The sequence below is a fragment of the Pseudoalteromonas sp. J2K-J599 genome (genome assembly GCF_059295115.2).
Genome location: NZ_CM200271.1, coordinates 3,347,345 through 3,369,106, shown reverse-complemented (window position 1 = coordinate 3,369,106; position 21,762 = coordinate 3,347,345). Strand labels below are relative to the sequence as shown.

General features: G+C 39.4%; 22 protein-coding genes, 1 tRNA gene and 1 pseudogene. 13 read left to right on the top strand and 11 right to left on the bottom strand.

Annotated features, from left to right (window positions below; genetic code table 11):
• Window positions 1-3: 3 nt before the first annotated feature.
• Complete coding sequence (gene secF, locus AC5NT5_RS15195; protein ID WP_002957828.1) at window positions 4-951, top strand: protein translocase subunit SecF; 948 nt, start codon at window positions 4-6, stop codon at window positions 949-951.
• Window positions 952-1,265: 314 nt separating this feature from the next.
• Complete coding sequence (locus AC5NT5_RS15190) at window positions 1,266-2,075, top strand: substrate-binding periplasmic protein (protein ID WP_182671447.1); 810 nt, start codon at window positions 1,266-1,268, stop codon at window positions 2,073-2,075.
• A 53-nt stretch (window positions 2,076-2,128) separates the two neighbouring features.
• Here the strand turns inward: AC5NT5_RS15190 and suhB are convergent, their stop codons facing one another.
• Window positions 2,129-2,932, bottom strand: a complete 804-nt coding sequence (suhB, locus tag AC5NT5_RS15185; protein WP_002957826.1) for an inositol-1-monophosphatase — start codon at window positions 2,930-2,932, stop codon at window positions 2,129-2,131.
• A gap of 243 nt (window positions 2,933-3,175) precedes the next feature.
• On the opposite strand from suhB, the gene AC5NT5_RS15180 reads away from it, so the two are divergent.
• Complete coding sequence (locus AC5NT5_RS15180) at window positions 3,176-3,592, top strand: VOC family protein (protein ID WP_494513854.1); 417 nt, start codon at window positions 3,176-3,178, stop codon at window positions 3,590-3,592.
• Between the two features lie 56 nt (window positions 3,593-3,648).
• Here AC5NT5_RS15180 and AC5NT5_RS15175 read toward each other — a convergent pair.
• Window positions 3,649-4,299, bottom strand: a pseudogene (locus tag AC5NT5_RS15175) (LiaF domain-containing protein); the annotation flags it as partial.
• 328 nt (window positions 4,300-4,627) lie between these two features.
• Between AC5NT5_RS15175 and AC5NT5_RS15170 the strand changes: the two are divergent.
• From AC5NT5_RS15170 to AC5NT5_RS15155, 4 genes are all read left to right on the top strand, one after another.
• Window positions 4,628-5,194: a BON domain-containing protein gene (locus tag AC5NT5_RS15170; protein ID WP_182693927.1), complete on the top strand. Its 567-nt coding sequence runs from the start codon at window positions 4,628-4,630 to the stop codon at window positions 5,192-5,194.
• A gap of 72 nt (window positions 5,195-5,266) precedes the next feature.
• Entirely contained in the window at window positions 5,267-5,425 is a 159-nt protein-coding gene (locus tag AC5NT5_RS15165) for a YqaE/Pmp3 family membrane protein (protein WP_002957822.1), read from the top strand.
• A gap of 391 nt (window positions 5,426-5,816) precedes the next feature.
• Complete coding sequence (locus AC5NT5_RS15160; RefSeq protein ID WP_494513855.1) at window positions 5,817-6,314, top strand: hypothetical protein; 498 nt, start codon at window positions 5,817-5,819, stop codon at window positions 6,312-6,314.
• Between the two features lie 253 nt (window positions 6,315-6,567).
• Window positions 6,568-6,644, top strand: a tRNA-Ile gene (locus tag AC5NT5_RS15155).
• A gap of 310 nt (window positions 6,645-6,954) precedes the next feature.
• Here AC5NT5_RS15155 and AC5NT5_RS15150 read toward each other — a convergent pair.
• Window positions 6,955-7,284 carry a 5-carboxymethyl-2-hydroxymuconate Delta-isomerase gene (locus AC5NT5_RS15150; protein WP_002957818.1) on the bottom strand — a complete coding sequence of 110 codons (330 nt, stop codon included), beginning with the start codon at window positions 7,282-7,284 and terminating at the stop codon, window positions 6,955-6,957.
• Window positions 7,285-7,491: 207 nt separating this feature from the next.
• Between AC5NT5_RS15150 and AC5NT5_RS15145 the strand changes: the two genes are divergently transcribed.
• From AC5NT5_RS15145 to AC5NT5_RS15120, 6 genes are all read left to right on the top strand, one after another.
• Entirely contained in the window at window positions 7,492-7,977 is a 486-nt protein-coding gene (locus AC5NT5_RS15145) for a CreA family protein (RefSeq protein ID WP_002957817.1), read from the top strand.
• Window positions 7,978-8,024: 47 nt separating this feature from the next.
• Window positions 8,025-8,798 (top strand): hypothetical protein, encoded by a 774-nt coding sequence (locus AC5NT5_RS15140; RefSeq protein ID WP_182671446.1) that lies wholly within the window; start codon window positions 8,025-8,027, stop codon window positions 8,796-8,798.
• An 11-nt stretch (window positions 8,799-8,809) separates the two neighbouring features.
• Window positions 8,810-9,448 carry a LysE family translocator gene (locus AC5NT5_RS15135; protein WP_182695498.1) on the top strand — a complete coding sequence of 213 codons (639 nt, stop codon included), beginning with the start codon at window positions 8,810-8,812 and terminating at the stop codon, window positions 9,446-9,448.
• A 27-nt stretch (window positions 9,449-9,475) separates the two neighbouring features.
• Window positions 9,476-9,970 (top strand): gamma-glutamylcyclotransferase family protein, encoded by a 495-nt coding sequence (locus AC5NT5_RS15130; protein WP_182754534.1) that lies wholly within the window; start codon window positions 9,476-9,478, stop codon window positions 9,968-9,970.
• 15 nt (window positions 9,971-9,985) lie between these two features.
• Window positions 9,986-11,527 carry a serine hydrolase gene (locus AC5NT5_RS15125; RefSeq protein WP_494513856.1) on the top strand — a complete coding sequence of 514 codons (1,542 nt, stop codon included), beginning with the start codon at window positions 9,986-9,988 and terminating at the stop codon, window positions 11,525-11,527.
• 100 nt (window positions 11,528-11,627) lie between these two features.
• A complete protein-coding gene (locus AC5NT5_RS15120; protein ID WP_494513857.1) occupies window positions 11,628-12,545 on the top strand; it encodes a histone deacetylase family protein in 918 nt (305 codons plus the stop codon).
• A 13-nt stretch (window positions 12,546-12,558) separates the two neighbouring features.
• Here AC5NT5_RS15120 and AC5NT5_RS15115 read toward each other — a convergent pair whose 3' ends face one another.
• The 8 genes from AC5NT5_RS15115 to dusB form a co-directional block, all read right to left on the bottom strand.
• Window positions 12,559-12,852 (bottom strand): DUF4144 family protein, encoded by a 294-nt coding sequence (locus AC5NT5_RS15115; RefSeq protein WP_002957811.1) that lies wholly within the window; start codon window positions 12,850-12,852, stop codon window positions 12,559-12,561.
• Window positions 12,853-12,858: 6 nt separating this feature from the next.
• Window positions 12,859-13,668 carry a DUF2797 domain-containing protein gene (locus tag AC5NT5_RS15110; protein WP_024597548.1) on the bottom strand — a complete coding sequence of 270 codons (810 nt, stop codon included), beginning with the start codon at window positions 13,666-13,668 and terminating at the stop codon, window positions 12,859-12,861.
• A gap of 22 nt (window positions 13,669-13,690) precedes the next feature.
• A complete protein-coding gene (locus AC5NT5_RS15105) occupies window positions 13,691-16,231 on the bottom strand; it encodes an EAL domain-containing protein (RefSeq protein ID WP_494513858.1) in 2,541 nt (846 codons plus the stop codon).
• A 112-nt stretch (window positions 16,232-16,343) separates the two neighbouring features.
• Window positions 16,344-17,627 carry a phosphoribosylamine--glycine ligase gene (gene purD, locus AC5NT5_RS15100; RefSeq protein ID WP_494513859.1) on the bottom strand — a complete coding sequence of 428 codons (1,284 nt, stop codon included), beginning with the start codon at window positions 17,625-17,627 and terminating at the stop codon, window positions 16,344-16,346.
• A gap of 15 nt (window positions 17,628-17,642) precedes the next feature.
• On the bottom strand, window positions 17,643-18,464 hold the full coding sequence (locus AC5NT5_RS15095) for a class I SAM-dependent methyltransferase (protein ID WP_182682566.1): 822 nt from the start codon (window positions 18,462-18,464) through the stop codon (window positions 17,643-17,645).
• A gap of 106 nt (window positions 18,465-18,570) precedes the next feature.
• Window positions 18,571-20,157, bottom strand: coding sequence for a bifunctional phosphoribosylaminoimidazolecarboxamide formyltransferase/IMP cyclohydrolase (purH, locus tag AC5NT5_RS15090; RefSeq protein ID WP_024603688.1), 1,587 nt, complete (start codon window positions 20,155-20,157; stop codon window positions 18,571-18,573).
• 191 nt (window positions 20,158-20,348) lie between these two features.
• Window positions 20,349-20,639, bottom strand: coding sequence for a DNA-binding transcriptional regulator Fis (fis, locus tag AC5NT5_RS15085; RefSeq protein WP_002957804.1), 291 nt, complete (start codon window positions 20,637-20,639; stop codon window positions 20,349-20,351).
• A 19-nt stretch (window positions 20,640-20,658) separates the two neighbouring features.
• Window positions 20,659-21,630: a tRNA dihydrouridine synthase DusB gene (gene dusB / locus AC5NT5_RS15080; protein WP_024603689.1), complete on the bottom strand. Its 972-nt coding sequence runs from the start codon at window positions 21,628-21,630 to the stop codon at window positions 20,659-20,661.
• Between the last annotated feature and the right edge of the window lie 132 nt (window positions 21,631-21,762).

Sequence of the window (21,762 nt, the reverse complement as noted above, 5' to 3'; positions counted from 1 at the left end):
GACATGCAAATTTTAAGTTTGGGTAGTAGAACCCTTCGTTTCATGTCTCTTCGAAAAGTGGCTATGGGTTTCTCGACGCTACTAATTTTAGCGTCGTTTGCATCAATTTTTATCAAAGGCCTAAACTTTGGTTTAGATTTTACCGGCGGTACTGCGGTAGAAGTGGGTTTTTCACAACCGGCTGACCTTAAAAAAGTACGTGATGCACTAGCTGATAATGGTTTTGCTGATGCATCAGTGCAGCTATTTGGTTCAAGCCAAGAAATTTTAGTTCGCTTAGCACCACGCGGTAGCGATGTAAAAGCTGAAGTAATTGGTAACCAAGTAATCGATGCACTTAAAAAAGCAGACGACAGCGTAGTAATGCGCCGTATTGAATTTGTAGGCCCAAGTGTAGGTGAAGACTTAAAAGAGCAGGGTGGCCTTGCCATGTTAACTGCGCTTATTTGTATCTTAATCTACGTTGCGTTTCGTTTTGAATGGCGCTTTGCAGTAGGTGCGGTAGGTGCACTACTACACGATGTTATTATTACTGTGGGTTTATTTTCGGTATTAGGTTTAGAGTTTGATTTAACTATATTAGCGGCAATTCTTGCGGTAATTGGTTATTCACTCAATGATACGATTGTTGTATCAGACCGTATACGTGAAAACTTCCGTAAGGTACGCATTGACGATACGATAGAAATTATTGATATTTCACTTACGCAAACACTTAACCGTACACTTGTAACATCAATCACGACTATTTTAGTATTGATTGCCTTGTTTGCATGGGGCGGACAAACCATTCATGGTTTTGCAACTGCATTACTGTTTGGTGTGTTTATTGGTACTTATTCTTCGATTTATGTTGCAAGCTCTGTTGCTATAGCAATGGGCGTAAGCAAAGAAGATTTAATACCAGAAGTAATTGAAAAAGAAGGCGCAGACCAAGACGCTATGCCGTAATGGTTTTGTAACTACTTTAAAAAACCGCTCATTGAGCGGTTTTTTATTGCCTGTAATATATTTATGCTCACGATTGTTTTAGCTTTACTGTGCAAGTATGAATAAACAGTGCTAACTTTGTAGAGCACGCCATGAGTGTAACGTCGTACTATGTATTTAAGATAAGTATGAATAGCGCGGTTATTAATAAGTACAGTTACATAATATCGTCATCTTTTATTTAGGCGCTGGAAGCTGTTTAGCTTAAATAACGCGATAATTTAAACTATCAATAATAACTGTTAAAACTACCGATAATAACTAGGGTGATAATTATGTTGCCATTAAAGTATTTGATTAACGTAGTAAGTTTGTTTGTATGCAGCGCTTTAGCGAGTGAGGTAAATATCGTAAATGTAGCGCAGGAGCAGCGTGTTCAATATGCTCGTGACGACTACCTTAACGAGCTATTAGAAAAAGCACTGGTGAGCGCACAATACCCTGCAGAGATTAACCCCGTTTTAATTCATCCCCATCAACAACGTACTTTAATAGCACTAGATACAAAAAATTTAGATTTATACTGGAGTATGAGCAGCCCCGAAAGAGAGTCTTTAGCTATTGCGATTAAAATCCCATTATTTAAAGGCTACATAGGTAAAAGGGCACTATTAACAAGTAAGAACAGCATTGCTAGATTTAAAGGTATTACTAGCTTAGAGCAGTTAGGTAGGCTTTCTGCGGTACAAGGTCATGATTGGCCTGATACAAAAATAATGGCGTTTAATGGCCTGCATATAAGGCCGTTTGCAAATTATCAGGCTATGTTTGCCTTAACAAGTGCAGGGCGTATTGATTACTTCCCACGTTCATTTATCGAGGTTAATTCAGAGCTAGCGGCAAATAAACAAAGTAACCTAGTGATAGTACCTAATTTATATATGAGTTATCCAACAGGGTTTTATTATTTTGTATCAAATAGTAAGCCAGAGCTTGCAGTGGCAATTAAAAAAGGGCTTGAGATAATGCAAAAAAATGGCGAGTTTGATGCTTTATTTGATGAATATTTCGCAAAAGATTTAAACTCGTTACCTTATGAAAAAGGTAAAACAGTAGAGTTGAAGCTAGATAACCCTTATTTTTAGGCACAAAAAAAGGAGCCTGGGCTCCTTTCTAGTATGCTATTAATAGCATTTAATTAGCGAAGTAACGACTCAGTTAATACTGGACGAATTTCGCGAATAATTGCTTGAGTCAGTTTTGGTGAACCACAGATAATATTGCCGCTGTGGTTATAGTTATTACCACCGGCGAAATCTACAACCATACCGCCCGCTTCTTTAACCATAAGTTCGCCTGCAGCAGAGTTCCAAGGTTTTAAACCAATTTCAAAAAATCCATCAACACGGCCAGCTGCAACGTATGCCATATCTAAAGCAGAACAACCTGCACGGCGAATATCAGCAGTGTGTACAAATAATGCTTTAAACGCTTCAGTGTATGCATCCATGTGGTTTTTGTTTTTGAACGGGAAACCAGTAGCAAGTACAGTGCCTGCAAGAACCGTAGTTTTGCTAACGCGTAGACGTTTACTGTTTAACTGAGTGCCTTGACCGCGAGATGCAGTGAAAAGCTCACCGCGAATTGGATCATAAATAACAGCTTGGTCTAAACGACCTTTAACTTTAAGTGCGATAGAAACCGCGTAATGAGGGATACCTTTGATGAAGTTAGTTGTTCCATCGATAGGATCTACAATCCATTGGTAATCATCATCCTTGCCTTTATGCTCACCTAGTTCTTCACCAACAATTGAGTGAGTAGGGTAAGACTGTAAAATAGTGTCACGAATTACGGCTTCGGCTTCTTTATCAATGTTAGTTACTAAGTCGTTAGCGCCTTTTTGTTGCACTTCAACTTTTGATAAATCTTCACTTGCGCGAAGTAAAATTTTGCCTGCGTTGCGCGCAGCGCGAACCGCAATGTTTAACATTGGATGCATGGTATTACCTTTGGGTTGTAAAAGAACGTTTATATATTTCAGCCGGCGTATTTTAGCGACTTTTGCCATAAAGTAAACAATAAACCCCAAATACTTGTGTTTGTTTTTTATACAAGATTGAAAAGTGTATATATTTTTAAAAAATAATTATCTGCATTTAAATAAATTAATTTTAAATAACACTTTACCTAAAGTTAACTTGAGGTTTTATCGTGCTCCTAACTTAACTGATAGGATAACATTATGTATTTAGAGCACGTAAACTTAGTCGCGAGTGATATAGATAGTATGCTTACATTTTATCGCGCTGTATTTCCACATTGGTCGATTAGAAGTGAGGGCAGAGGCGATTGGCATGGAAAACCAAGATGCTGGGTACACTTTGGAGATGACACGCATTACATTGCGATAAGCAGTCATGGTGAAGGTGAAAACAGAAACTTATCGGGCCATCAAGTTGGTTTTGCACACTTTGCTTATGTAACTAATAATTTAAGCGCAGTAGTAATGCGCTTAAATAAAGTGGGTTTTACTCTAAGCAAGCAAGGTAGCGAGAATCCTTTCAGAAAGAATGTCTACTTTATTGATCCTGCAGGGTTTGAAGTTGAGTTTGTAGAGTATTTAAGTGATATACCAAGCGAGCGAAATAACGATTTATAATAAAATACTAAGCAGCACGCTAAAGTGCTGCTACTCAATAATAGTGAGCGATTATTATTACCCGTGCCAAACTGGGTTTTTAGCTCATTTGCAAAGCTTATAAATTTTTCTTTAATTGTGCGCTTTATTTTTACCTCAACCGAGCCCATTACTGCCTTTCCTTCAATATGAATTGTAGGGCCTTGGCGTTTGTTAAGCGACACAGATTTATTTTCAAGGCTACTTAAAATACAAAACATTTTAGACACTACATTGACATGCTCTGGTACGTAAATTTCATCGCTACCAAAAATACAGTTAACGTGAATAGTTACATTTTGATGCGCAAAAATAGCATCGGTAAAATCAAGCACCACCGATCCCATAAAGTTACTCAAATATATATTTTTTGGCACAACCCACTGACCACTTCGCTCGTTAGATCCTAAAATACTGCGTAATGTAAAATCATCATCACTGTTTTGCTGTGCACTATAATGTGGTGTAAATTGCGATTGTTTTTCTGCTTTATATTGCTGATCGGTATTAAGTGTTAAGTCTTCTACTAAGGCTAGCAGAGCTTCGTTATTAGGTGCATCCATCGCATTATCTAAACGTCTTTCAAATGCATCAACAGAAATAACACCATGACTGTAATTATAAATTAATTGATCAATCACTTGTTCGCGTACTTGCTCTATTGGGCGGTCTTCAACTTTTACAGACATGAGTTATTCCTTATTATATTTACTATTGATACTGCTCTTGTAGTTAGGCTGCAAACCGCGTACCAAATATAATTTCATTAATTATCAATTGGTTATTTTTTAACGGTGTTTTTTGTTTTGTTATATTAACGATAGATTAACCAAAAGAGCAATTATCTAGCTATTTTCACTATTTGAGAAAGTTTTACCGAGTAGCCTGTAAATAGTTACAAAAACATAGATAAGGTTTTATCTTTTAATTAATTCAAGTCTTTGAATTTTAAGTGTAAATAAAGTTGGCCTGAAGCTCGCATTAGTTAAAGTGTCTTTAATCAAAAGGAGAAAGATTATGAAAACATTTAACAAATCTATTATCGCAGCTCTAGTTCTTGGTACTACGGCTATGGGTGCCCAAGCAAACAGCTGGGAAAACGAAAGTAAAGATGCTTGGATTGATGGTAAGGCAGAAACCGTTCTACTTATGAACACTAATCTAAACAACTTTGACATTAACACTGATGTAAAAAATGGCAAGGTAGTACTTACAGGTAAAGTTAATAGCGAACTCGATAAAGAGCTAGCAGAAGAACTTGTACTTAGCCTAGATGGTGTAACTGATGTTGATAACAGCCTTACTGTTGTTAAAAGCATGGACACCGAAGATAAAAACAACGACATGATGGACGATGATGATAACGACCTAACGGATGCTAAAATCACCACTGTAATCACAACTCGCTTCCTGTTTGACTCAGAAGTAGGTGGTACAGACATTGATGTTGATACCGACAACGGTGTGGTAACTCTGAATGGCTCTGTAGAGTCTGAAGCTGAAAAGCAACTAGCAGTTAAAATTGCTAAAAATGCTGAAGATGTTCGCGACGTAGTTGATAAACTAGCTATTGTTGCTGAATAATACAGTATAGTTTAGGCCCAGTAATACTGGGCTTTAAGTCTTTTCAATGTTTAATTTAAATGGAGTTTGATCATGGATATTATTCGTATAATACTTTCGGTTCTATTACCGCCATTAGGTGTGTTTTTGCAAGTTGGCTTAGGTATGCATTTTTGGTTAAATATTCTATTAACACTGCTAGGTTATTTCCCAGGGTTAATACATGCAATCTACATTATTGCGAAAAAATAATGACAGATTATATATTGTGTAAGCCGACTACTGAGGTTTAGCTAAATACTTTAGTACCGATCGGCTCACAATATTAGTTTTTAAAGAATTTTTAGATAGTTTTTAGATAGTTTTTTAGATTAAATCCAATTTTTAAAACTCTTCAACCCATTAACTCACTTCCTTAACTCACTCCCAATATTATTTTAAAACTATACTTATTGTTTACTAATAAGCTTTCCAGCTAACAGCCGCGCTCAGATTCTGACTTGATGCCATTTAGGAAATCTTCAACATTAGTGTGTTTATACATCTATAATATACAATCAAATACTTTATTATTTAGTGACAATATTACCTTCACTTCTAGTGTTATCATTAAACTAGGTTTTAGGCATATTGAGGCAGTTAATTGAATATTCGACTTATAATGTCAGGCGTTGTGTCTTTCGTTTTTTATTTTAGTTGGGCCTACTGGGCAAATAGTGCGGCAGACATTGCTAAATCGGTTACGCTTCAAGCTGCATTAGTGCAAGGTTTGTATAGTGGATTTGTAACGCTGTTTTTTACCTTTATTTTAAAAATGGTCGTCAACAAGTATAAGTTTAGTTATGTAACGCTTGCGTTTGTAACTCCAATTATTTGTATGTTTCATTCTAAAACACCACAAAACGTAGCAATACGACAAAGCTTCAATAATGCAATTAACTCTAGCGCCTCGTATTTAAGTAACAAAAAAATAGCAGGTGTACTTTTTGCGCTTATTATTCCGATTACTGTTCAATCGAGCTTAGTGATTATGGTGAATGTAATTAATCAGACACCTAATTTGGCACTTACAGTAGCCCCAAGCATATTTTTTACAGCCTTGTATGCCTACACATATATGTCAGCTTCGCTTAAAAAGTAGAGGGTTAAATATAAAAGACTATATGGGATAGGTTTTGTTTATAATTTAATACAGTGAATAGCACGGTAAATACCTTACATTTTATGTTTATGCCCACTTAAAAGATTACTATTTAAGCAGTTAGCTTGTTGATTGTTAAAATAAAGGTTTTTGGTAGTGACAAGCACCTAAAAAGTTTTTATACTGCAACCCGCTTTAGTCGCTCTGTGACTGAACGCTTCAAAAATTAACTGCCTGGCAGTTATATAAAGTTGGCCCCTTAGCTCAGTTGGTTAGAGCACACGACTCATAATCGTTAGGTCCCCAGTTCGAGTCTGGGAGGGGCCACCACTTTTACAAATTTCCCAAGTAAATACCTATCCAAATTATTTAAAGCTACATTAATTTAATATTGTGTAATTTTTATTCTTTAGTTACCCCTAATAATAAACGTAATCTAAATAAAATTAATCCATAGATTAAGCTAAGCTTTCTTAAATTTGAAATAGTGCGAATGCACTATTAAATTCCAGCGTTAGATCAGATGCTTTGCTTTATAAGTGACAGTGTTCAGCATTTAATTTCAGAAGACAAAAAAGCCCCTATTGGGGCTTTTTACTTACTAGTGTTTACTTTTATTGCTCAAAACTACAAGAGTTAACTAATTTTTACGGTATATCTCATGCTCAATATCGTAAATATTTACGCTTAGACTGTCTGATGCTCTGCAATATGTTTTTAAACATGAAAGTAGCAGTTCGCTTAACATTTGTTTTTGCTCAATTGAGCGTCCTGCCAAAATATGTACCGCGATATGTATAAACCCTGATTTTCCTGCGCCAAGTTGATATTGCTGATAAGCAATAGCACGTGTTTTTATGGTTTCTAATTCAAACAAGTTACTTTCAAAAGCGGTTGTATGAATTTTTTCTACCAGTACTTGAGGTAAAACGGGGAGGTCTTCTGAGTGTTCAATAATAATGTGCGGCATTTAGGCGTTTCCTATTATGAGTTACTGCATGAGCGAGAGGTAATTGTACCAAATACAAGAGGGGTCACTAAACCCTGAGCTATCTAAAATCTTTACTTTAAACTAATTTAGTCGTATTTATTTTTGATGTTAGTATAAAAACAAACAGGTGAACCTTCGCTTAGTAACTTATCTACTAAGTTACCTAAATATTGATTAAGGATAAGTATGAAATTACCACAAAAATTTAAACGTTTAGCTTTACTTGCAGGTGCAATTGTTACGTTAAGTGCTTGCTCTGACGATGTTGCGTCGGTAAGCCTTGGGCTATTTACAACTAAGGATGTTGTGGTAAATTCGCAGCAAGATCCTATTGTTGAGGGCGTTACTTGTCATATTAGTCACATAGAGGCTAATTTGGACTTTTCTGATCCCTCAGATATGTCTATAGCGTGTCGTCAAACGGGGCCAATTACAGCGCAGCAGCTACAAAAAATAGACCGTAGCAAATCGGGCGAGGTGATCTTTAAATCATCTAAAAGTATATTATTTAAATCACTAAAAGTGCGTCGTATTTACGATGCTGAAAATCGTACTTTATTGTACTTATCGTACTCAACTAAAGAGTCCAGTGGAAGCCACCACCATGCGCTATCAACAGTGCCGCTATACAATACTCAAGCGTGGGACTGGGCGCTTACACAAAAAGACTAAGTTAGCACCTACGTAAGCACCTAAACTAAAACCTAAAAGAGCACACTATGTTAGCTTTATTTAAATCAAAGCCATTATTAGAGCAGCAAGAGCAGCAATGGCTTATTGATACATTTATTTGGGCTGTAGAAAACTTTGATGCTGAGTTTTTTACAAAGCACACTCAAATAATACTGCCAACGGCCACTTTTTTCCCTGATTCGGTATCGAGCATTGAAGAAATGGCGAGCAATGTTTTTAACCGCGTTACTAATTACGCGGGTATGAACGCATGGCCTATCCAACTAGTTGCACCGCAGCAATTACAACCGCAAGTTTTTCCACACTTCGAATTTAGCAATGAAATACGTGGCGAAGGCAGCCATTTAATTGTGCCGCCAAGCCATACGATTAATATTTCTTTTAATCCTAATCAGATTAATCAGCCACAAGATTTAGTGGCAAGTTATGCGGGTACTCTGGCCACCATACTTATTCATCACGTTGGGGTGCTGCCGCCTGGTGGTAGGGAGTATTTACCACAAGCTGCTGATGCACTTGCTTGTTTTTTAGGGTTTGGTGTGATGTTGAGCAACACGGTGTATCAGTTTAAAGGCGGGTGTGGCTCTTGCTATAACCCATACGCTAACCGTGAAGCTAAGTTAAGTGAAACGCATACGGTATTTATGCATGCCCTAATTAGTTACTTTAAAAACGATAAGGTGTCTAAAAAACATTTAAAGCCGCATTTACGTGGCCAGTTTAAAAAAGCACAAAAAGAAATTAAAGCATTGGTAAATAACTCGGCCAACCCGCTGTTATTAGCTTATTCGCCAAACTAGCAAGGATTTGCGTGGAATACTTAGATGAATTTTTACTGATTGTTATTGCTCATTTTTTTGCAGTAGCAAGCCCTGGGCCCGACTTTGCCGTAGTACTTAAGCAAAGTGTGCAACAAGGAAGGCGTAATGCATTGTGGACAAGCGCCGGTGTTGGCGCTGCTATTTTACTGCACGTTGCCTATTGCGTTTTAGGTGTTGCGCTTATTTTAACGCAATCGCCTAGTTTATTTATGGCGCTGAAGTACCTTGCTGGTGCATATTTAGCTTACTTAGGCGTACAAGCTCTTAGAGCTGCAAAACCGCCTGCAAGTAATGAAGGCGAGGCTGTAAAAGATGTTGAAAACAAAACCGTTCAAGAGGAACCCGTTTGGGTGGCTTTTAGGCGCGGCTTTTTCACCAATGCATTAAACCCAAAAGCCACGTTATTTTTTATGTCGTTATTTACACTCGTGATTAGCCCAACAACACCTACTAGCGTACAGGTCGGCTACGGCGTGTACATGGCATTGGCTACTTGGGCGTGGTTTTCAATGCTTTCAATGATGCTTTCTCGCGATAATGTAAGGGGCTTTTTCCAACAACGCGGTTATTGGTTTGACCGTGGAATTGGCATTATTTTAATTGCACTTGCAGTACGTGTTGTTATTTAACTTATTCAAAAAGCGCAGGAGATAAAAATGCCGCTATATAATTTCTCGTTTGGTTCTAATATGTCATCTACCCGTTTGTTAGCGCGCTTGCCCAATGTAAAGCGTGTAGGAACTGCGGTACTTAAAGGCTACGAGCTTACTTTTGATATGCTATTTAAAGATGGCTCAGGTAAATGCAGTATTTGTCCAAGCGATAAAGAAGATGCATTGGTTTACGGCGTTATTTATGAGCTCAATGAAGAAGAAAAAGCTATTTTAGACAGTATTGAAGGGCCAGGTTACGATTGTGTAGATATAGCCCCAACGCTTTTAACGGGTGAGACTGTAGCCGCACATTGTTATATAGCTAATACCCATGACAGCGATGTACTCCCATATGATTGGTATATAAAACACGTTCATCGCGGTTCACTTGAAGCGGGCGTACCAAAAGAATACAGTGATGCCATATTAAATCGCGCACAAAAAAGCGACACCAATCAAGAGCGCGCAGCAATTGAATTTGCAGTTCATCAAAAATAATAAAATAGGATTGATATGAAATTAACCAAACTTGCCGCAATTGCACTATTAGCAGGCACTACGTTTAGCAGCTGGGCACAAGTTGATACCAACAAAATTGACGACGTAATTAAAGCGTCAATGGCACGTTTTGACGTACCCGGTATGGCAGTTGCCATTGTTGAAAACGATAAAGTAATATTTGCTAAAGGCTTTGGTGTAACTAATCTCGATACCAACAAAAAAGTAAACAAAGACACTTTATTTGGTATTGCTTCAAACACAAAAGCATTCACTACTGCGGCACTGGCAAAGTTGGTTGATGAAGGTAAATTAAGCTGGGATGACCGCGTAATTGATCATTTACCAGAGTTTAGATTGTACGACTCGTACGTAACACGCGAAATGCGTATTCGTGACTTATTAAGCCATCGCAGTGGGCTTGGGCTTGGGCAAGGCGATTTAATGATTTGGCCAAGTACCGATAAATCAGTTGATGAAATTTTAGCGGGATTACAGTATTTAAAACCAGCGAGCAGCTTTCGTAGTAAGTACGCTTATAACAACTTGATGTTTGTTACCGCTGGTGAAGTGGTTGCACGTGTGTCGGGTATGAGCTGGAACGATTACATCGAAAAAAATATATTACAGCCGCTGCACATGGATAACTCACGCGCGGGCTTTTCACGTATTCCTAAAAGTAATAAAAACTGGGCGACAGGTCATATTCCTATGGATGGCACGCTTCATCCATTTTTTGTGAACTACCTTGAGGACTTTAGAGGCGCAGGCGCCATTGCTTCAAGTGTAAGCGACATGAGCCAATGGCTTCGTACGCAATTAGCGGGCGGTAAAATGCCTAATGGCGAGCAGCTGTTTAGCGAAAAGCAACAAGCGCAAATGTGGCACCCACATATTACGTCTATGGCGTCTAAAAGTGCGTTTGAATCGTATCATCAGCAGTTTAGGGGTTATGGGTTAGGCTGGAGTATTGAAGACTACCACGGCTTTAAAAAGCTAGGTCACGGCGGTGGTATTTTGGGAATGGTATCGCAAGTTACTTTATTGCCAGAGAAAAACCTCGGTATTGTTATTTTATCTAATCAACAAGCTTTTGGTGCACTTTCGGCTGTAACCCATGAAGTGCTTGAAGATGCACTTGAACTTGAAGATAAAGACTGGGTAGAAGATTTAGCTAAAAGTCATTTTGAAGGCAAGCAACAAGCGTATGCTAATGCAAAACCAGAAGCCCCCGCCGACTACCAACCACAATTACCAAATATTAATTACACCGGAACATTGCACGATGATTGGTACGGCGATGTAATTATTGAGCAGTTAGATGGTAAATTACGCATTGATTTTACCCACACTAAACGCTTGAAAGGCACTCTGGAGCATTACACTGGTAATACATTTATTGTTAAGTGGGATGAAAAGCTACTAGAAGCAGATGCGTTTATTCGTTTTGAAATGAGCTCACAAAATCGTGTAAACAGTGCCAAAATGCGCGCGGTATCAACACAAGTGACCGACTTTAGCTTTGACTTTAGAAACCTACATTTAAAAGCAAAATAGCTAATATTGATATTTAAAGTATTGATATAAACCAAAGTCGCAAAGCCACCCATCGGTGGCTTTGCTATATTAAGTTTTTACACCTTGTAAGGGACTTTTTATGCGTACCGCTGTTATTTCTCATCCTCATTGCCGTAAGCATAAAATGATAGACGACCACCCCGAGTGCCCAGAACGTCTAGATGCCATAACAGACCGATTACTTGCCAGCGGCGTAGATGTTGGCTTAACACACCTACAAGCACCCAAGGCCGAGCGTGAGCACTATTTACTTGCTCACGATGAAGCTTTACTTAAACACGTAGAAAATACGCTACCAACAGAAGGGCTCGCTAATTTAGATGGCGATACGTGGCTGTGCCCCGATTCGTTTAAAGCGATTGAGCGGGCAGTCGGTGCCGGATTGTTAGCGGTTGATGAAATACTTGCCGATAAACTCGATGCTGCTTTTTGCTCAGTGCGCCCGCCAGGGCATCACGCTAACAAAAACTCATCATCTGGGTTTTGTGTGTTTAATAACTTAGCTATTGCTGTTAAGTACGCACAAAGCAAAGGGGTTAAGCGCATTGCTATTGCGGATTTTGATGTACACCACGGTAATGGCACGCAAGATATTTTTATTGATGACGAAAATGTACTGCTTTGTTCGTTATTTCAGTATCCGTTTTATCCAAATACAGCGGTTAAAAATAATAGTCATATAGTTAATTCACCTCTGCCAATTGCCAGTAATGGCGACGATTTAAAAGAGGTGTTTACTGGGCAATGGCTACCAAAATTAAAAGCGTTTAAACCTGAATTACTTTTTATAAGCGCAGGGTTCGATGCTCACCTAGAAGATGATATGGCAAGCTTAAAGTTTGTAGAGGATGACTATATTTGGCTTACCGAGCAACTATGTGGTGTTGCTAAAGAGGACGGTTGCAAAGGGGTTATTTCGTATTTAGAAGGTGGCTATGCGCTATCAGCTTTAGGTCGCAGTGCTGTAGCGCATATAAAAGTGCTTACTGAGGTTTAAATAAAGAGAGTGTTTATAGCCCTAGTAAATCAAACGCCTGCGCTGTGCTTAGGGTTTTGATTTTACCAAGGCAGCATTGTCCTTCATTTAATAAGTAAGCTGTAACAAGCTGTGCTAGTTGCTCGCCATTCAATTTAGGGCAAACAGTGCCTTGTAAATTAAGGTAGTCACCTTGCTTGTTAAGTACTCGCACATCGCTTAGCTCACTTTGCGTAACGCTGTGCAAGCACTCTTGTTGCTCTTGTTGGTTATGGGCTATCTCAAGCTCATTATAAATAACCAATAATTGTGGGTAGCTGTTTAACATAGCCCGTTAGCCTACGGTTACTTCATAAGACGTAAATTTACGTATATTAATAACGCCTTTTTCAAAGATTAAGTACTGACCTTTAATACCTTGTAAAACACCACTTACAACAGGGTCTTTATCAAAGTTAAATGAGCTGATTTTTGTTGGGTATTCGGTTACTGGAAAGTTTAAATCAACCACATCTTCATCAAGTTGCTCTATGGCTGTTGCGCCAAATAATTCACTGAGCTCGTTTAGCTTTTCACTAATTTGTGGGATCAGCTCGGCTGCCGCTGCCTTTAAGTCAATTGCGTCGTTTTGACCTTTTAGCATATTGCGCCAATTAGTTTTGTCGGCAATAAATTCAGCCAATGCAACTTCTACTAAACCAGATTGCAGGCGAGTTTGCACTTTAAAAATAGGTAATGCCTGAGTGGCGCCTTGATCAACCCAGCGAGTCGGTATTTGTGTGTGGCGGGTAATACCTACCTTTAAACCTGAGGTGTTAGCGAGATATACATAGTGTGGGATCATGCAGTTTTCTTCGCCCCACTGCGGCTCTCGGCAAGTGCCTTGATCGTAGTGGCAGGTTTCTGGTTTCATTATGCACATATCGCAACTAGCAAGCTTGCGCATACATACAAAACAGTGACCTTGAGAGTAGCTTTTTTTGGTTTTTTTACCGCAGTTAGAACATAAAATAGTGCCACTAAAGGTAAGCGTAAGCTCCTTACCTATAAATGCATTTAAGTCTACTAAGTGCTCACCCACAGGTAAGTGATATTGTACTGGTTCGGTTAAGCTCGATTTTAGTTTACGCAGTGTGCCTTGCATCTTTACTTGGCCCCTAAAGATGTTAAAAAGAGGAGTCTAACATTTTTAAGCTATATTGGCTTTTTAAGAAGTGTAAATAGTCGGTGTAAGGCAGTGCTTTTGCGTATAAATAACCTTGGGCGGAATCAGCGTTCATATCTTTGAGTAAGTGATGGATTTCTTGGGTTTCTACCCCCTCAATTGTTATTGATAAATTGAGGTTATGCGCCATATCAATGGCTGTTTGTACAATAACTTGGTGAGTTGGGTTGTTAGGCAAATCAAAAACAAATGACTTATCTATTTTAAGCTCACTAAAGTGATAATTAACTAAGTAGCTAAGTGATGCGTAGCCTGTCCCAAAGTCATCCAGTACCACTTTAATACCTAATGCGGTTAACTCATCAACTAACTTTATAAGTGCATCTTGACTATCTACGAAGGCCGATTCGGTTAGTTCAAATTTAAGTAAGTGTGCCGGCACTTGGTATTTAATTAAAATATTTTCTACTTTTTCGGCTAAATTATTTATGGTTAAGTTTTTAGCACTTAAATTTACGCTAATTGTGTGCTCGTTATAGCCATTTTTTGTAAGCTCAACTATGTCTTTACAGGCTTGCTCTATTACCCACAGTGTTAGCTCGTTAATAATACCTGTGTGTTCAGCAAGTGTTATTAGCTCTTCAATTGATAAGTTGCTGTAAGTTGGGTCGGGCCAACGTAATAAAGCTTCAGCACCACTTACGTGGTTACTTAATAAGTTTATTTGAGGTTGGTAATAAAGCGCCAGTTGATTTGTTTTGATTGCTTGTTGCAGCTTAGCGGCTAGAGCAACGTCCATCATCAGATTATTACCGTTTGACGATGACCCAACTTGATTAACGCTACCTTTTGCTTTTTTAAGCGCTAAATAACCACGCTTTAACCAATATTCAAAGTCGTTAGTCTTGCCTGCACTACTAATACCTATACTGTAACTAAGCTGCAGGTTTAGCCCTTTAATTTCATATTGTTTTGGTAGGCTACTAATTATTTTAGTCAGTAGTGCTTCTAGCATTTCTTGGTTTTGTGTTTTTGTAGAAATACAGGCAAATACACCACTGCTTAAATCGGCTAAGCGAGGACTGGTGTTTAAATCTGTTTCGAGGTTTGTAAATTCACGTTCATGGCTGAGTTCTAATTCAAGCTCTTTGGCTATATGCTTTATAAGTGTGTAGCCCTGAGAAGAGGTAATAATTGTATTGAGTGAATTAAAGTGACGTATTTTTATTAAACACAACGTTGTTGAGCGGTTTTGGCTTTGTAGTGCCATAAATGCTTGTTTTAGTTTGGAGCTATTAAGTAATCGTGTTTGTTGTGTATGCGTGGCATGATAAAGCGCACGTTCTCGCTGATACCTTACCCTGTCTGCTAATGCCATCGCCATTAAAATAACTTCACACAAAATAGCGACTAAAAAGGCATGGCGGGTTGCAAAGGTATACGGTAAAACACCAGTGAGTTCCATAGGCTGAATTGCCGCACCAAAAATTAGCGGTATCCATGATAAAACATAAAACTTAGCCCACCTAAAACCACTGCGTAACTTGTTATATATTAAAATAATACAAGTAATATAAAGCAGTACCATTACACCAAAAAATATAGGAGCCGCTATATTTTCAGGAATAAACAAGCTACATACAGCAAGAGTAAACATTAGCCAAAGTAGAGCTATGCTCATTTTGTAACGCCAACATTTATCTTTATGATAGCGCAAAAACATGGTGCAAAAAGCAAGGGTGAAAAAGGCGACCCCATAATTACTAAATACAATTTGTTCGTGAATAAAGAGCTGCCATTGCTTAGGCCATAAATAAAAACCAAAGCCCAGTACTGCACCCATTAGCGTAATAGCGCTGACGATGTAGCCAATATAAATTAAATAAACACGGTCTTTTATACCAAAATAAAGCACCAAGTTGTAAAGCGCAGCCATCAATAGCACGCCTACAAAAATACCCCAGATCCCAGTTTGAGATCGCACTAAGTCAATAAACTCTTTATCACGATACAAGTTTACAGGTGTTTTACTTATGCCGATTGTGTCTATTTTTATTACTAGGCGTTGTGATGATTTTCTTTCTACTAAAAAGCGAATATGCGGTACGCTGTATTCAAACAAAGAGAGGGCTTCTTCTTTATCGCCGAGTTTGTATGTTTCAACTAGTTTGTTATTTTTATCGAGGCGATAAACCGTAAGGTGATCGACCATAGGGTTGTCAAAATGTGCCACAACATTTTGCTTGTTAAGGCTTTTATTTTCTAAATCAAGAAACAACCAATAATTTTGTTGGCTAAAGCTCCATGGAACATCTGAAAATGGTTGATGAGTAAGTAATTCAGGTTGGTTAATGATGGTATCGAATGTTTTAGTTTTGGTTTCGTCAATATAGTAGGCGTAATCGAGGTACATTGGAGCCGTTTTATCAATTGTATATCGTGTAGGCACGACTAAGTTTGATGCCAATGTACTGATTATAAAAAATATAAAAATCAGTATGGCAACAGCAATTGCATGGTAACGTAAAGTTCTTAGTTCCAACGTTAATTTACTTTTAAAAAACCTTTTAATTAGTGTAGCACTAAAAAAGCGCAGGGAAACTGCGCTTTTTTAGTTAAATTAATTGGTTATACCAATGAATAGGTATTATATGCTATTGCTCGCGTGCAATAGCACGGTAAGCTATATCTGTACGATATTCCATACCATCCCAGCTAATTTGTTTAACAAGCTCATAGGCGCGTTGCTGCGCTTGCGTAACAGTGTTACCAAGTGCTGTTGCGCATAATACGCGACCGCCTGCGGTTACAACGTCATTGCCACTTTGTTTAGTACCCGCATGAAACACTTTTTCACCTGCAGGGTAATCCACTTTTAGCCCCGAAATAGCGTCACCTTTAGGGTAATCACCAGGGTAGCCTTTAGCGGCAAGTACAACACCAACTGCTGCGCGTGAGTCAAACTCAATTGTTGTTTTATCAAGTTCTACACGGTTAGCAGCTTCAATCAATTCAACCAAATCTGATTGCAAACGTAGCATCATTGGTTGAGTTTCAGGATCGCCAAAGCGACAATTGTACTCAATTACTTTAGGGGTGCCTGTTTCGTCAATCATTAAACCTGCATATAAAAAGCCGGTGTACGGATGGCCTTCGCTTGCCATGCCTTCTACCGTAGGGTAGATCACTTCGTTCATAATACGCTGGTGGATTTCATCAGTAACAACTGGTGCAGGTGAGTATGCACCCATGCCACCTGTGTTAGGACCCGCATCGCCATTGTAAGCGCGTTTATGATCTTGGCTGGTTGCAAATGGTAATACGTTTTTACCATCAACCATTACGATGAAAGACGCTTCTTCACCGTCTAAAAACTCTTCAATAACAACACGACTTCCCGCATCGCCAAAAGCATTACCCGCAAGCATATCGCGAATCGCTTCTTCGGCATCGGCCTCCGTCATGGCTACAATTACGCCTTTACCCGCAGCCAAACCATCTGCTTTTACAACAATTGGCGCGCCTTTCTCTTTTAAATAAGCAAGGGCAGGCTCAATTTGTTCAAACGTTTGGTAGTCGCCCGTTGGGATTTTATGACGTGCTAAAAAGTCTTTAGTAAACGATTTCGAACCTTCAAGTTGAGCTGCGCCCGCCGTTGGTCCAAAAATAGCCATGTTATGTTCACGAAACTTATCAACAACACCCAGTACTAACGGTATTTCTGGACCTACAATAGTAAGCTCTACCTTATTTTGCTGTGCAAAACTAAGTAAACCATCTAAGTCGTCAACGTTTATTGCTACGTTTTCAAGTTTTGGTTCAAGTGCAGTACCTGCATTACCAGGGGCTACAAATACAGTATTTACTTTGGTGTTTTGAGCGGCTTTAAACGCAAGTGCGTGTTCGCGGCCGCCGCTGCCAATGACTAAAACATTCATGGCGAAAATTCCTATTTAAAGCGGTTTCTTAAATTTCAGCGTCATGCGGTCGCTTTCACCAATGGCTTTATATTTGTCAGCATCTTGTTCGCCGAGTCTTAAGCTTGGTGGTAGCGTCCATACACCTTTAGGGTGATCGGCTGTATCTTTTGGATTTGCATTTATTTCACTGCTTGCTACTAATTCAAACCCAGCTTGTTCAGCAAGGTCTACTACGTAGCTCTGCTTCATATAACCTGATGTTTTTTGATCTTCATCAGCACGCTCTTCAGCTAAACGGTGTTCAACTAAACCTAATGTACCGCCTGGTTTAAGGGCTTTATAAAAAGCTTGGAATGCACTTAGTGCACCGCTTTTATCTTTGCCCATATACCAGTTATGTACATTACGAAATGTTAAAACCATATCGGCACTGCCAGCTGGCGCAATATCTAAATGTGTTACAGGTGCAAACTCAGTAATTTTAACGCTACTAAAGCGCTCATCTTCAGCTACTTTTTGTTTAAAGCCTGCAAGAGAGCGTTGGTAGTAGCCAACTGATGAATCAGCAGGAAAGTGCGCGGCATAATAAGTGCCTTGTTCTTTTAATGCTGGCGCTAAAATTTCACTATACCAACCACCACCGGGTGCAATTTCAACAACTGTCATGGTTGGTTTAAAGCCAAAAAATGCAAGTGTTTGAGCTGGGTGACGATATTCATCACGAGCGCTGTTTTTAGCACTGCGTTCGCTTGATTGAAGTGCATGTTCAAGGCTTGATTCGTGGTTATGGCTAAGCGCCATAGTCGATGTCATTGTTAGTGTGGCTACAAGTAGCGATTTTAGCGCAAATTTCATTGTTTGTTCCTTCACATTATAATTTTAAATAGGTTATTGAATAATCAGAATACGTGAATTTATAGCAAACAAAAAGGGTTAAACCAACGTTTAACCCTTTGTGTGATTAGTGGCGGAAATGGCGCATACCAGTGAGTACCATTGCCATGCCAGCTTCATCAGCAGCTGCAATCACTTCTTCATCACGCATTGAGCCACCAGGCTGAATTACCGCAGTAATGCCAGCGGCTGCGGCTGCGTCAATGCCATCACGGAATGGGAAGAATGCGTCAGACGCCATAACTGAACCTTTAACTTCAAGGTTTTCGTCGGCGGCTTTTATACCTGCAATTTTAGCTGAGTATACGCGACTCATTTGGCCTGCGCCCACACCAATGGTCATACCGTCACGGGCATAAACAATTGCGTTTGATTTAACAAACTTAGCTACTTTCCAGCAAAACAGTAAATCTTTAAGTTCTTGCTCAGAAGGCTGGCGCTTAGAAACAACTTTTAAGTCGCCTTGCGTTACCATGCCTAAATCGCGGTCTTGAACTAAAATACCGCCGTTAACGCGTTTAATATCTTGGCCAGCGGCTTTACCTGTCCACTGTCCACACTCTAATAGACGCACGTTCTTTTTAGCTTCAACAATTTTTGCAGCGTCGCTCGAAATACTAGGTGCAATAATTACTTCAACAAACTGACGGTCAACAATTGCTTGTGCAGTTGCTGCATCTAGCTCTCGGTTAAAGGCAATAATGCCACCAAATGCTGATGTAGGGTCTGTTTTAAAAGCGCGCTCGTATGCTTGTAGGATATTGTCGCCAATTGAAACACCACACGGGTTAGCATGTTTTACAATTACGCACGCAGGTACATCAAATTCTTTAACGCATTCAAGCGCAGCATCGGTATCGGCAATATTGTTAAACGAAAGGGCTTTACCTTGCAATTGAGTTGCTGTTGCAACTGATGCTTCAGCAATGTCATTTTCAACATAAAAAGCAGCATCTTGATGTGAGTTTTCACCGTAACGCATATCTTGCTTTTTAGTGAACTGCATATTGATAGTACGTGGGAATTTAGTCTCTACAGCAGCTTCCTCGGTGTAATCAGGCACCATTTTACCGAAGTAGTTAGCAATCATGCCATCGTATTGTGCTGTGTGCTCGTAGGCGGCAATCGCTAAATCAAAACGTGTTTTGTACGTTGTTGAACCATTGTTGTTTTGCATTTCACTAATAACACGGTCGTAGTCGCTTGCGTTTACCACGATTGTTACATCTTTGTGGTTTTTAGCTGCTGCACGAACCATTGTAGGGCCGCCAATATCAATATTTTCAATGGCATCTTCAAGGCTGCAGTTTTCTTGAGCGACTGTATTCGCAAAGGGGTATAAGTTAACTACAACTATGTCGATAGCAGAAATGTTGTTATCTGCCATTACGCTTTCATCTTGTCCGCGACGGGCTAATATGCCGCCGTGAATTTTTGGGTGAAGAGTTTTTACGCGACCATCCATGATTTCAGGGTGGCCTGTGTGATCTGATACTTCAGTCACTTTTATGGCGTTATCAGCAAGTAGTTTACATGTGCCGCCAGTTGATAAAATATCAACGCCTTGCGCTTCAAGTGCGCGGGCAAATTCAACAATACCGGTTTTATCAGACACACTTAATAGTGCGCGACGAATGGGACGATGAGTATCCATTGTAGTTTGATTTCCTCAGTTAATGAGCTAGCTTAGAAGCGGGCATTTTAACTGATTACTACTCAAAAAACGACTTATAAAGGCTCAATAAGCGTGAGCATTTTGCAATTTAGTTAATAAACTGTAGGCATAAAAAAAGCACCCTAAGGTGCTTTTTTAATAATTAGCTGTGATAATTCACAGCCAGCATATTAGTTCATGCCGTATTTTTTAAGCTTTTTACGTAAAGTACCACGGTTGATACCTAGTAAAATTGCTGCACGAGTTTGGTTACCACGTGTATATGTCATTACTTCTTCAAGTAATGGCGCTTCTAGCTCTGAAAGAACAAGGTCGTAAACATCTTGCACATCTTGACCGTTAAGCTGCTTTAAATAGTGGTGAACAGCTTTTTTTACTGCATCACGCAATGGCTGCGGTTTCTCGTGTGACTGAACATGAGGGTTAGTGATAAATGGAGAAGTCACGTTTTGTTCGAACATTATTAAGTCTCTTTCTTTCTTAGTTAGCTGCTAGTGTTTTAAAGTATTGCTCTAATGCGACGACCTGTGCCTGTGGGTTGTCGAGCGCATTAAATACTCGCCTAAACTGACCATCACTGTCATGGGTTTGCAAATACCAAGATACATGTTTGCGAGCAATTCGCGCTCCCATTGGCTCACCGTAAAACATATGGAGGTTTGTTAAATGCTCCATTAATATACTGCGCACCTCTGCAATAGCAGGTGGCTGTAAATGTTCCCCAGTTCGCAAATAGTGGTCTATCTCCCTAAATATCCAAGGGCGACCTTGGGCGGCTCGGCCAATCATAATGGCATCTGCACCCGTATAGTCTAAAACCTGTTTTGCTTTTTCTGGTGATGTAATATCACCATTGGCAACTACAGGAATCGACACTGAACGTTTTATATCCCTAATCGTGGCGTACTCAGCATCACCTTTGTACATACATGCGCGCGTACGCCCATGTACAGCAAGTGATGCAATGCCATAACGTTCAGCTATTCTCGCAATCTCTACACCATTACGGTTATCCGGATCCCATCCTGTACGGATTTTAAGTGTCACAGGTATATCAACAGCATTAACGACTGCATCAATAATCTCTTCCACAAGTTCAGGAAACTGTAATAAGGCAGAGCCTGCGAGTTTCTTGTTCACTTTTTTTGCTGGGCACCCCATATTGATATCTATGATCTGTGCACCATTAGCAACATTGAATTGTGCGGCCTGCGCCATAAGCTCAGGATCTGCTCCTGCAATTTGCACCGCGCGTATACCCGACTCACCGCTGTGATCCATACGGTTCATCGACTTTTCTGTTTTCCAAACCTTAGGATTTGACGATAGCATTTCAGACACAGCTAAGCCCGCACCTAAGCGTCGACAAAGTTGTCTAAATGGTCTGTCTGTAATGCCTGCCATTGGCGCGACAATTACATTATTCTCAAGTTGGTATTTACCGATACGCACTATATTCAATAGGCCTCTTTTCAAGGGGCGCTAAGTTTACGGTTTTTTTCACAAAAATCAAAGGTTATAAATTGAACAAAAGTAACTTTTTTTTGCCCTTTTCGTATTGACATTTGATAACCACATGACAAG